Source organism: Bacillus cereus group sp. MS39 (genome assembly GCF_040448665.1).
In the GTDB taxonomy this organism is placed as follows: Bacteria; Bacillota; Bacilli; order Bacillales; family Bacillaceae_G; genus Bacillus_A; species Bacillus_A wiedmannii.
Map to the genome: position 1 here is coordinate 2,325,572 of NZ_CP123058.1, position 12,086 is coordinate 2,337,657.

Consider the following 12,086-nt stretch of genomic DNA (forward strand, 5'->3'; position numbering starts at 1 on the left):
CATTTGTAATCAAAGAATGTTTAAGTTTGGAGATATAATTGAAGTGAATTAGAGGGGGAGAAATAAAAAAACTATCTCTTCCTAACTTAATTATATCATGTAAATCACGTTCGAAATAGACTGTTTATTCGTATTTACTACTGCTACAATCAAGAACACATGCATAGTAAGGAGAGATGGTAAATGAGTTCTTTCGTTCTCGATTTTCAGGAAATAGAAAACACGCAGCTTGCACTCGTTGGTGGAAAAGGATTGAATTTAGGGGAGTTATCAAGCGTTCAAGGGATACAAGTGCCAGAAGGATTTTGTGTTACAACGGTAGGATATGAAAAGGCCATCGAGCAAAATGACGAGCTTCAAACTTTGTTGCAGCAGCTAACAAAGTTGAAACGTGAAGACCGAACTCAAATTGGTGGAATTAGTAAGAAGATTAGAGAAGTCATTATGGCAGTAGAAATCCCTTCTGAAGTAGTGGAAGCGGTAGCTCATTATCTCTCACGTTTTGGAAATGAACATGCGTATGCCGTGCGTTCTAGTGCTACGGCTGAAGATTTACCATATGCCTCGTTCGCTGGTCAACAAGATACGTATTTAAATATTATCGGTAAAGAAGCGATTTTGCAGCATGTAAGAAGGTGCTGGGCTTCTTTATTTACAGAGCGAGCAGTTATGTACCGCATGCAAAATGATTTTGAACATAATCAAGTTTCTATATGTGTTGTCGTTCAAAAAATGGTTTTCCCTGAGGCTTCGGGCATTTTATTTACTGCTGATCCGGTTACTTCTAACCGAAAGGTAGTATCAATCGATGCCAGTTTTGGACTTGGTGAGGCATTAGTATCAGGACTGGTCTCTGCCGATAATTATAAAGTAAAAGAAGGAAAAATTACCGGAAAGATGATAGCAACTAAAAAATTAGCTATTTATGCTTTAAAAGAGGGCGGAACGGAGACGAAACAGATTGATCCGGCTCAGCAAAAGCTTCAAACGTTGTCTGAACAACAAATTTTACAACTAGCACAGATCGGAAGGCAGATTGAATCTTATTTTGGTTGTCCGCAAGATATTGAATGGTGTGTAGTGGATGATACATTTTATATTGTCCAAAGTCGCCCGATCACGACTTTATATCCAATACCAGAAGTAAATGATGGGGAAAATCATGTGTATGTATCGGTTGGTCACCAGCAAATGATGACTGATCCTTTGAAACCATTAGGAATGTCTTTATTCCAGTTAACATCCTTTGGACAGCGGTTTCAAGCTGGAGGAAGGTTGTTTGTTGATGTTGCACAAAGATTGGCTTCGCCTACTAGTAGAGAACTTTTATTAAATATGATAGGGAATTCGGAACCGCTTATTAAAGATGCATTAACGACTGTAGTCGAGCGAGATGATTTTATTACATTGTTACGAGATGATGAAAAAGAAAAGAGTGTTGGTAAAAGTGGACCACCTGCAAGTTCGCAACCACAAGTCGAAAACAATCCAGCAATCGTTACGGATTTAATAGAAATGAATCAAGCATCAATTGAAGAGTTAAAACGAAACATGCAAACGAAATCAGGGGTGGATGTACTTGATTTTATTTTGGAAGATATCCAGCAATTAAAGAAAATATTATTTCATCCGCAAAGTATGGCAGTCATTATGGCAGGTATGGATGCTTCAACATGGATCAATGAAAAGATGGGGCAATGGTTAGGCGAAAAGAATGCAGCAGACACGCTTTCTCAATCAGTACAAAACAATATTACGTCAGAAATGGGTTTAGCATTAATGGATGTTGCAGATGTAATTCGACCATATCCAGAAGTTATTGCATATTTACAACATGTAGAAAATGATAACTTTTTAGATGAATTAGTTCAGTGTAAAGGCGGAGAAAAAGCTCGAGATGCCATTCGAACTTTTCTAAATAAATACGGAATGAGATGCAGCGGAGAAATCGACATTACGAAAACGCGCTGGAGTGAAAAACCAACAACCATTATCCCGATGATTTTAAATAACATAAGAGACTTTGAAGCTGGTGCTAGTAAGCGGAAGTTTGAAAAAGGGCTGCAGGAAGCTTTGAACAAAGAAGAAGAGTTATTAGAGCGATTGCAACATTTGCCGGATGGTACACAAAAAGTAGAAGAAACGAAGCGAATGATTCGTAACATCCGTAATTGTATCGGTTATCGTGAATATCCAAAATACGGCATGATTAATCGTTACTTCATATATAAGCAGGCATTATTGAAAGAAGCTGAGCAACTTGTACAGAGCGGTGTCATTCATGAAATCGATGATATATACTATCTAACCTTTGAAGAACTTCACGAAGTTGTTCGCACGAATAAACTAGATTACGAGCTTATTCATAAACAAAAAAATGAGTACAAATTATATGAAAAACTAACGCCTCCCCGCGTTATGACGTCTGATGGAGAAATCATTACAGGTAAATATAAACGAGAAAATCTTCCGGCTGATGCGATTGTTGGTCTGCCTGTTTCTTCTGGAGTAGTTGAGGGAAGAGCTCGCATTATTTTAAACATGGAAGAAGCGAATTTAGAAGAAGGGGATATATTAATTACTGCTTTTACTGATCCTGGCTGGACACCATTGTTTGTGTCTATAAAAGGGTTAGTCACCGAAGTTGGAGGACTTATGACGCACGGGGCAGTGATTGCACGTGAATACGGATTGCCAGCAGTCGTCGGAGTAGAGAATGCTACGAAACGAATCAAAGATGGGCAACGAATTCGGGTACATGGAACAGAAGGGTATATTGAAGTGTTGTAATGAAATAAAAGATCATCCGCTATTATAGTGGATGATCCTTTATTATATAGCTGACTTATTGTTTTAAGCCAGCTGCATAAAAAGGGCCATGAACTGCAATTGTTGATAAAATACGAGCAATTTCCTCAGGTGTTTCTTTTTGGCCATTATTTAACCATTGCTGAATGACACCAATATGAGCAGAAGCCATGTAAGAGGCTAAGTATTGGCTTGGGACAAGTAAGTTCTCTTTATTAATGAGAGCACCATTCGTATCTTCAAATAGTGTTTTCCACATAAAATCTTTCAGTTTTGTTTGGAAAGATAAATCTCCTTTTGGGCTTAGCACAGCTTTCATAAAATCACTATTTTCATTTAGAAATTCAAGAATAGAAGTGATAAGTATAAACGGCATTGTTGGGGAAGGATTTGATCCAAGATCCGCAATAACTTCTGGAAACTTCCGTTTTGCAATGCTAGAAAATTCATACATAATCTGTTCTTGACATTTCGTCATTAAATCAAATTTATCTTGATAGTGCGCATAGAAAGTACCGCGATTTATGTTCGCTTTCGTTGTAATATCTTTCACTGTAAGGGCGTCAAAACCTTTTTCTTCAATTAATTCCACCAATGCATTTCGTATGGCAGTTTTCGTACGAACAACACGTAAATCTAAATTATTATCACGCAAAGTATGTCCCTCCTTCATTTTAGCCAACACTTTTCAAGAATGTGTATGATAACCGACACATTCACGATTTTTGATTATTGTATAAGGTTCAACTCGAACATATAATTCAAAATATAAATAAACAACACGTTGTTGGTTATTATAAATCAAATTATAGGAGGAGAAAAGAAAATGTTTAAAAATAAACTTTTATTGTTATCACCGGTTATTGCACTACTTGTTGTTTTTCTTTTTTCATTAACGTTATTTCCAACCGTTCAACCACAGCCGAAAAATTTGCCAATCGCAATTGTAAATGAGGATCAAGGAGTAGAAATTCCGAATCAGCCAAAAATGAATATGGGGAAAACGATCGTTGATAATATGAAAAAGACATCAAAATTAGAGGAAGAACCTGCAGTAAAGTGGGTAGAAGTAAAAAATAAGGAATCCGTGCAAAAAGGCTTAAATAATCAAGAGTATTACGCAGCATTAGTTATTCCGAAAGACTTTAGCACAAAACAAGCATCATTACGAACACCACAGCCATCTTCGCCAGAGGTAGAAATATTCATAAATCAAGGAATGAATACAGCAGCATCCACTATGGCAGGACAAATGTTAAATGCGATCGTTGATAATATGAACAATACTGTTCGCGCGCAACTATTAGAAGGATTAAAAGCAAAAGGAGCTACTTTAACAGCAGATCAAGTTTCAAATGTAGTAACACCGATTACGAAGAAAGTGACAAATGTGAATGAAATCGGAAAAAATAGTGCAAATGGTAACTCGCCAATGTCTTTATTCCAACCGTTATGGATTGCAAGTTTAGCTAGTGCAGCGATTATCTTTATTGCGATTAGTAAAATGCCAGTAGGTACAAGAAAAGAAAACTTCGTATTAAAACTAAAGCAAATCGTAACAGGTGCAATTGCCGCATTTGTTATTGGATTTGGCCTTACATGGATTGCGGATGGTATGGTAGGGTTAAATATATCGAATTTCACCAATACAGCTTTATTTTTATCCATTACGTCCTTTAGTTTCTTCTTAATGATATCAGCGGTACTTTCATTAGTTGGATTAAAGGGAATCGGTGTATTCGCTCTCTTACTATTCTTCGGTGCACCGTTATTATCATTAGCACCTGAAATGTTGTCACCATTTTACCAAGACTGGGTGTACGCATGGTTGCCAATGCGATTTATGATTGAGGGACTTCGAGAAATATTCTTCTTCGGAAAAGGGTTAAGCTGGGGTACACCTGTTACTGTGCTCGTTTGGATTGGTGCGGTAAGTATGGCTATTATTTTAGCGACTGCTTTCAAACGTAGTGCAATAAAGGAACATAAAACAGAATTACACGCATAAAGGATAAAAACGTTTCACTAGGAGTGAAGCGTTTTTTGATTTTTATTAACCTATAGAGAAATCAAGCAAGATAGGTTTTTCTATATTTTAAGGGGAATAGAAGAGTTCGGATTTGCGGTGCTTTTTGTATACATGCTCCTACTATTTCAAATTGCATAAAATGTAATGCGAAATAATGGAGGGGATAAGATGTATAATTCGAATTATTATGATTGGTATAGGCAAAATGATAAGTTGATTCGTGATATTGAGAAAGCAATTAATGGAGAGTTTAGTGCTATAAGTTGCTATGCGAAATTAGCTAATATGGCTCCAAATGTGGCGGAAAGAAATCAAATTCTTGAAATTCGTAATGATGAAATAAAGCATTTTCATCAGTTTGTACAGATCTATACAAATTTAACTGGTCAGCAGCCAAAACCACAAATTACAGAAGAATGTCCGAATACGTACTTACAAGGATTAGAATTCGCAATACAAGATGAACAGAAGACAGTAGATTTTTACTTGGAAATTTCAGATGAAGCATCAGATGCACATTTGAAAGAGTTACTGCGTAGAATAGCTGCCGATGAACAAAATCATGCAGTGTGGTTTTTATATTATTTTGTGAAGACGAAGTGAGTATAAAGAATGAATGGCTGATGTGATGAATATATTAGAAATTATTTTAAAGCGCAGTGCAACAATTGAATGGAAAACTTAAATATAAGCAGAAAAAAACCGTTTCATAAGTAGTGGGACGGTTTTTTCGCGGTGAAATACAAGTTACATAGGTATCGACAAAATATAGTAGTTGAATTTGGTATATAATGTATGGAATGAAAACGAAAATAAATAAACTAGGAGCAAATAAATGAAAAGAGGAATTACAGTAGATATTCCAAATGAATATGATAATTTACTTTGGAGAGTGTTAAAGCCGATTGATATTTCTTCATTTGATTGGTGGGTGGGGAGTGAGGAGTCATACTTAGTAGCACGTGGTGGATTGGATGAGGCATTATTTCCAGAAGAACCAAGTATAGTGGAAGGATCAGGTTTGAAAAAATTATTTAAAGACAATATATATTATGTTATTTTTGCAGATTTAAAAGCGTATCCAAAAGGGGAAGTACTAGGAGATATTGAAACATATGAAGAATTTAAAGAGAGCAAGTGTGAATTAGTTTTACTAGTTGCGGATTGTACATACGTCACAATTTACGCTAAAGATCAAAAAGCGATTGAGTTGATGTATGAAAACGCACTGAATCAAGATCTTTACGTTGAATACGTGACAGACGAAAATGACGGTAGAACGCGATTATCAGTATAGTAGTAATTTGAAAGGAGACATGAAAATATGAAGAGCAATACAATAACAAAAGAATATAAGATTCGAACTGCTACTGAAAATGAAAGCGATAGCATTATTGCTCTATTAAAAGAAGTAGCAAAGTGGTTACAACATAAAGGAGTTGATCAGTGGCAGTATTTGTTAGGTGGGGAAGCTACAGCTGAAATATTAGAAGGGATAAGGGAGAAATATACATATGTGATTACAAAGGAAGATGAAATTATCGGTACAGTGACAGTATCTCCTAAACAAAATGAATGGGATGAATATATTTTTGGTAAAGAGGAAGTTTCTAATTCATTATATATTCATAGATTTGCGGTGAAACGGAAGTATAAGGGCAACGGAATAGGAGAATGGATTTTACGGTGGGTAGAAGAGAATGTAAAACATGACAAAGAGTTTTTGAAACTAGATTGTGTAGGGCATAATCGCATATTGAATGATTTTTATAAGAGAAATGGTTTTGAATATGTTGGGAGTATAGATGGACTTAGTAAGTTTCAAAAGAAAAGGGGATAGTGAATGGATCAAATTAATACCGATTTAGTTAAAAGGTTAATAGGGGAACAGTTTCCTGAATGGGCACATTTAGAAGTGAAACCTGTAAAGTTTAGTGGGCATGATAACAGAACATTTCACTTAGGGGATGAGATGAGTGTAAGATTGCCAAGTGACGTGGCATATGCACCACAAGTAGAGAAAGAAAATAAGTGGCTACCTATATTAAGTAAGGAGCTTTCTTTACCGATTTCTACACCACTTGCGAAAGGAAATCCATCTGAGGAGTATCCCTGGCCTTGGTCTATTAATAAGTGGATAGAAGGAGATACTGTTACGAAACAAAATGTCCGTGACCTAAATGAATTTGCGGCGGACTTAGGAGCATTTTTAATAGAATTGCAATCCATTGATGCGACTAACGGACCGATAGCTGGAGCACATAATTTTTACCGAGGCGGGCTTATATCTGTATATGATGAAGAGGCGAGAGGTGCTATCGAAAATAATAAGGATGTTTTTGATGAAATAGTATTAAAGCATCTTTGGGATTTAGCACTTCAGTCAACGTGGGAGCGTAAACCAGTTTGGGTTCATGGAGATGTTGCACCAGGAAATCTACTCGTTAAGGATGGAAAGCTTTGTGCCGTAATTGATTTTGGTATTTTAGGAGTAGGGGATCCTGCTTGTGATGCGGCGATGGCTTGGACGTTTTTTGATAAGAATAGTAGAAATGTATTTAAAGAAGTATTGCGCATAGATGAAGAAACGTGGAATAGGGCGAGAGGATGGACACTTTGGAAGGCGTTAATTACGTATGATGCGAATAAGATTAGTAATAAGATAGTGGCGGAAGAATCGTATCGTGTCATTCAAGTGATTGTGGATGATTATGAGAGGTAATAGAAAAAGCCTATTTCAAAATAGGCTTTTTCATATGATTAAATATTAGAAATCAAAAGAAGGAATCTAACATGATTATACAGAATATTTAGATAAATAGGAGGTGTCGAATTTTGAGTGAAATTGAATTAAAAAGGAATGTAATTAAGACAGGGAGTGAGAAGAGGATCATTCTTCGGTTTATACTCGCTAGTCTCGTTGGGGTGTTTATGTTTTTCGTACCAGTTACGATAAATGGTGCTTCGTCCATTATGATTGATCATATCGTATCTTGGGTCCGGGCTTCGGTTCCAGGAGTAGTACCTTATTACGCACTACTTGTTATGGTAATGGGTGCAATTTATCCGTTTTATACGAAGAAATGGAATACGTCCCTCGTAGACATTTGTTTTTCTATTTTAAAAGTAGTTGGCGTCGTTTTCGGTGTACTGTATTGTTTTAAAGTGGGACCAGCCTGGTTCTTTGCGCCAGATGTAGGGCCGTTTTTGTATGAGAAACTAGTAATATCGGTAAGTTTACTCGTTCCAATTGGCTCAGCTTTTTTAGCGTTATTAGTCGGGTACGGATTACTAGAATTTATCGGTACATTTTGCCGTCCGATTATGAGACCGTTATGGAAAACACCGGGAAGATCAGCAATCGATGCGGTTGCTTCCTTTGTAGGGAGCTATTCATTGGCGTTATTAATTACGAACCGCGTGTATAAAGAAGGAAAATATACGACAAAAGAAGCAGCCATTATCGCTACAGGTTTTTCTACAGTATCCGCAACATTTATGATCATCATCGCAAAAACATTAGACATTATGCATTTATGGAATGTTTATTTTTGGACTACTCTTGTTGTCACATTCATCGTAACTGCTATCACCGTAAGAATCCCACCCCTTAGTAGAAAACCAGATACATATGTAACAGAAGAAGGGTTCCCAGAGCCTGTTTATAAAGAAAAAATGCTAGAACGAGCTTGGGAAGATGCGTTAGAAGTATCAAAGTCTGCACCGAGTATTATGAAAAATATTGCAGTGAACTTAAAAGACGGTTTTATCATGACGATGGGAATTTTACCATCAATTATGTCAGTAGGGTTAATGGGTATCATCTTAGCAAAGTTTACACCAATATTTGATTGGATCAGCTATATTTTTTATCCATTTACATGGCTATTACAATTACCAGAAGCAGACTTAGCTGCTAAAGCGGTATCCGTTGGTATTGCGGAAATGTTTTTGCCATCATTATTAGTAGTAAGTGCACCACTTGTGACAAAGTTTGTCATTGCGGTTGTTTCGGTATCATCTATATTGTTCTTCTCAGCTTCCATTCCTTGTATTTTATCGACAGACATTCCGTTAAAAGTATCGGAACTTATTATTCTCTATGTACAAAGAACGATATTAACGTTACTTATTATTACGCCGATTGCTTACATACTTCTATAAAGAATGAACTCGCTTTAAAGAAAAGCGAGTTTTTTATGTTTGTTAGTTTACGATATGTAGATTATAAGATGTTTTTTGTATGATATAGTTAAAAAAGAGGAGGGGAACAAATGGAAATAATTCATGAAAGAGCAAAGTTACAGTTAATAGATAGTGATGATGTCGAAACTTTGTTTTCGATTGTAGAAGGAAATCGAGATATTTGGGCGTATTTAATTTCTAAAATGGATACTGCGCAAGATATGCAGCAATATGTTCAAAAAGCGATACAAGGTTATGGGAAGGGGACTCAAATACCTTTCGTTGTAGTGGATCAACAGACGAATACGATTGTAGGAAGTACACGTCTATATAATATTTCAGTAGAAGATAAAACAATCGAGTTAGGACAAACGTGGTATCATCCAAGTGTGCAACGTACGAGTATAAATACTGAGTGTAAGTATTTGCTTCTCCAGTATGCTTTTGAAAAATTGCATATGCTGAGGGTACAAATTAAGACAGATGTAAGAAATGAAAAAGCACAGCGAGCAATTGAAAGGTTAGGTGCAGTTAAAGAGGGTGTGCTTAGAAATGAAAGAAAATTGCCGAATGGCTATGTGAGAGATGCGGTTGTGTATAGTATCATCTCGAGTGAATGGCCAGGCGTAAAAGAACAATTGTTAGAAAAATTAGAGTTGTATAAAGAAAAGTTATAATTCGTGTTTTGAAAGGTATATTGTTCGTGAGGTATGAAAAATATACCTTTTTTCTTACAAAATGCTACTTTATTTTAATTCCTTTTGTTTCATCGTTCCCTTCTGAGAAAAAATTCGTTACAATGTAGTTGTATGGTAATAAACTTATGAATTTTAAAATGTAATGAAAACCGCAAATGAAAATGAATTGATAATCCTCAATTTTAAATGAAAACCCTTTTATATATAAATAACAAGTAAAGTTCCTTCTTTTAAATAAATTCAAACAAAACGATTTGATATAAATGTTTTTTTATAGAAGTATGGATGATGTACGGAGGCAATTACAAATGAAAGAAAATAAGAAGAGTAAGAAAAGACGAATCTTTCAAGTATTTTTACTAATGATTTGTTCTGCTATTTTATATGTAAGTTACGCAGCTTACGATATTTGGAGCTATCGTTTTAAAACAGATGATAGCGTGAGAACGGATGCTGGTATCGTACTAGGAGCAGCTTCATGGAATGGAAAACCATCTCCTGTATTTAAAGAAAGAATTAATCATGCGATTTCTTTATATAAGAACGGAAATATTAAAAAGATTATTTTTACAGGTGGTACAAAGTTTGAGGCAGAGCTTGAGGAAGCGCGTACTGCAAGAGTATATGCAATGAAACAAGGTGTAAAAGAGGAAGATATTTTAATTGAAACAAAATCACTTTTCACTGAAGAAAATTTAAAGAATGCGAAGGAAGTTGGAATAGAGAACGGAATACGCACATACACGATTGTAAGTGATCCACTTCATATGAAACGCGCAATGAGAATCGCAAAACATATTAATATTGAAGCGTATGCTTCACCAACGCCGACATCAGCATATAAAACGTTAGATACAGAAATACCATTCTTCTTTAAAGAATTATTCTCGTATATTGGATATGTAACCTCTTTGCCGTTAAAGGCATTGAAGGGAGACTAATAAGAAAAGAACCTATCTTTCAATAGGAACTTTTCTTATTAGTCAAAAACATTGTATTTTTATCGGAATAGTGAAACAATAGAGAGGTAGCTTCATATAATCATAATGACAAAATGAACGGTTTATGAATCGAACATAAAGGAGATTATAGTATGGCACTCTCATTTGTTGAAACAGAAAAACAATCTTTCATTATTGAGCAAATAAATACATTGATTCCGAAGTTCATGGAAAGAGAGCATCAATTAAGTGAATTAGGATCATTTCCGTATGAAAATATAAATGATTTGAAAGATATTGGATATACGAAATTAACGTTACCGAAGGAATTTGGTGGTAGTGCGATTTCTTTATATGACTTCGTTTTATTTCAAGAGAAAATCGCGGAAGGCTGCGGAGCTACTGCATTATCGATTGGCTGGCATCTTGGCATTGTGAAAGAGCTAGCGGAAAATCGCTCTTGGAATGATGAGATGTTCAAATGGTTTTGCGAAGAAGTACGTAACGGGGCGCTCTTTAACAGGGCGGCAACAGAGCCGAAAACAGGGAGTCCGACGCGTGGTGGAAAACCAGAAACAATAGCGGTTCAACAAGGCGAGAAGTGGATTATAAATGGAAGAAAAACTTTTACAACGATGGCGCCAGTACTTGATTATTTTATTATTTCAGCAAGTATGGAAGGCCGTGAAGAAGTTGGTGAGTTTGTCATTCCAAGAAATACGCTCGGTGTATCCATTGAAGAAACGTGGGATAGCGTTGCGATGCGAGGGACTGCTAGTCACGACCTTGTCTTACAAAATGTAGAGATAGAAAGTCGCTTTTTTACAGATGTAAAGGGCGGGAAAGTGAAACAAAAGGGTATTGGCTGGTTGCTACATATACCAGCATGTTATTTAGGAATTGCACAATCAGCAAGAAATTATGCAGTTCAGTTTGCGGGATCATACAAGCCAAATAGTTTAAACCATTCTATTAGTTTATTACCGAATATTAGAAGATTAGTTGGAGAATTAGAACTCGAGCTTATGCAAGCTCGCGTCTTTTTATATCAAATTTCGAAAAAGTACGATGAGGCAGAAGATAAATTATCACTGCAAGCAGAACTAGCAGCAGTGAAATATGCCGTAACGAATGCAGCGATATCTATTGTTGATAAAGCAATGCGCATCGTAGGAGCAAAAAGTTTATCAGAAAAAAATCCACTTCACCGTTACTATTTAAATGTCAGAGCAGGATTGCACAATCCGCCGATGGATGATGCAACACTATCTATATTAGCGGATGCGGCGTTTCGGTCGTAGTTTTTTTAACTTGCATTTTATTGTTTATGGACAATATAGTTATTTTGAAAGCACGTGTTTGATTATTAATCAAACACGTGCTTTTTATGTGTACGACGTACCAAATTCAGATGTAGATTTTTAA

Annotated in this window: 11 protein-coding genes; 10 read left to right on the top strand and 1 reads right to left on the bottom strand. The window is 36.0% G+C overall.

Annotated elements, in window-relative coordinates:
- Nucleotides 1–183: 183 nt before the first annotated feature.
- Complete coding sequence (ppsA, locus tag QEP67_RS12260; protein ID WP_064057516.1) at nucleotides 184–2,790, top strand: phosphoenolpyruvate synthase; 2,607 nt, start codon at nucleotides 184–186, stop codon at nucleotides 2,788–2,790.
- Between the two features lie 55 nt (nucleotides 2,791–2,845).
- Here ppsA and QEP67_RS12265 read toward each other — a convergent pair whose 3' ends face one another.
- Nucleotides 2,846–3,463 (bottom strand): TetR/AcrR family transcriptional regulator, encoded by a 618-nt coding sequence (locus QEP67_RS12265; RefSeq protein WP_064449318.1) that lies wholly within the window; start codon nucleotides 3,461–3,463, stop codon nucleotides 2,846–2,848.
- 132 nt (nucleotides 3,464–3,595) lie between these two features.
- On the opposite strand from QEP67_RS12265, the gene QEP67_RS12270 reads away from it, so the two are divergent.
- From QEP67_RS12270 to QEP67_RS12310, 9 genes are all read left to right on the top strand, one after another.
- Nucleotides 3,596–4,816 (top strand): DUF3533 domain-containing protein, encoded by a 1,221-nt coding sequence (locus tag QEP67_RS12270; protein WP_353706629.1) that lies wholly within the window; start codon nucleotides 3,596–3,598, stop codon nucleotides 4,814–4,816.
- A gap of 189 nt (nucleotides 4,817–5,005) precedes the next feature.
- Nucleotides 5,006–5,440: a ferritin-like domain-containing protein gene (locus QEP67_RS12275; protein WP_048566121.1), complete on the top strand. Its 435-nt coding sequence runs from the start codon at nucleotides 5,006–5,008 to the stop codon at nucleotides 5,438–5,440.
- A gap of 232 nt (nucleotides 5,441–5,672) precedes the next feature.
- Complete coding sequence (locus QEP67_RS12280) at nucleotides 5,673–6,134, top strand: DUF2691 family protein (protein WP_000820209.1); 462 nt, start codon at nucleotides 5,673–5,675, stop codon at nucleotides 6,132–6,134.
- 27 nt (nucleotides 6,135–6,161) lie between these two features.
- Nucleotides 6,162–6,677 carry a GNAT family N-acetyltransferase gene (locus tag QEP67_RS12285; RefSeq protein ID WP_000841644.1) on the top strand — a complete coding sequence of 172 codons (516 nt, stop codon included), beginning with the start codon at nucleotides 6,162–6,164 and terminating at the stop codon, nucleotides 6,675–6,677.
- Nucleotides 6,678–6,680: 3 nt separating this feature from the next.
- The gene (locus QEP67_RS12290) at nucleotides 6,681–7,559 is read left to right on the top strand and encodes an aminoglycoside phosphotransferase family protein (RefSeq protein ID WP_064057520.1); all 879 of its coding nucleotides are present in this window, start codon (nucleotides 6,681–6,683) and stop codon (nucleotides 7,557–7,559) included.
- Nucleotides 7,560–7,672: 113 nt separating this feature from the next.
- Nucleotides 7,673–9,001, top strand: a complete 1,329-nt coding sequence (locus QEP67_RS12295) for a YjiH family protein (RefSeq protein WP_048566125.1) — start codon at nucleotides 7,673–7,675, stop codon at nucleotides 8,999–9,001.
- Between the two features lie 110 nt (nucleotides 9,002–9,111).
- Nucleotides 9,112–9,699, top strand: coding sequence for a GNAT family protein (locus QEP67_RS12300; protein WP_000402564.1), 588 nt, complete (start codon nucleotides 9,112–9,114; stop codon nucleotides 9,697–9,699).
- 329 nt (nucleotides 9,700–10,028) lie between these two features.
- A complete protein-coding gene (locus QEP67_RS12305; RefSeq protein WP_000662227.1) occupies nucleotides 10,029–10,661 on the top strand; it encodes a YdcF family protein in 633 nt (210 codons plus the stop codon).
- A 152-nt stretch (nucleotides 10,662–10,813) separates the two neighbouring features.
- On the top strand, nucleotides 10,814–11,962 hold the full coding sequence (locus tag QEP67_RS12310) for an acyl-CoA dehydrogenase family protein (RefSeq protein ID WP_001218401.1): 1,149 nt from the start codon (nucleotides 10,814–10,816) through the stop codon (nucleotides 11,960–11,962).
- Nucleotides 11,963–12,086: the final 124 nt, after the last annotated feature.

Excerpts from the sequence above, each read along its gene's own strand:
- ppsA (WP_064057516.1), top strand. The coding sequence starts at position 184 with ATGAGTTCTTTCGTTCTCGATTTTCAGGAAATAGAAAACACGCAGCTT.
- QEP67_RS12275 (WP_048566121.1), top strand. The coding sequence starts at position 5,006 with ATGTATAATTCGAATTATTATGATTGGTATAGGCAAAATGATAAGTTG.
- QEP67_RS12280 (WP_000820209.1), top strand. The coding sequence starts at position 5,673 with ATGAAAAGAGGAATTACAGTAGATATTCCAAATGAATATGATAATTTA.
- QEP67_RS12285 (WP_000841644.1), top strand. The coding sequence starts at position 6,162 with ATGAAGAGCAATACAATAACAAAAGAATATAAGATTCGAACTGCTACT.
- QEP67_RS12290 (WP_064057520.1), top strand. The coding sequence starts at position 6,681 with ATGGATCAAATTAATACCGATTTAGTTAAAAGGTTAATAGGGGAACAG.
- QEP67_RS12300 (WP_000402564.1), top strand. The coding sequence starts at position 9,112 with ATGGAAATAATTCATGAAAGAGCAAAGTTACAGTTAATAGATAGTGAT.
- QEP67_RS12305 (WP_000662227.1), top strand. The coding sequence starts at position 10,029 with ATGAAAGAAAATAAGAAGAGTAAGAAAAGACGAATCTTTCAAGTATTT.
- QEP67_RS12310 (WP_001218401.1), top strand. The coding sequence starts at position 10,814 with ATGGCACTCTCATTTGTTGAAACAGAAAAACAATCTTTCATTATTGAG.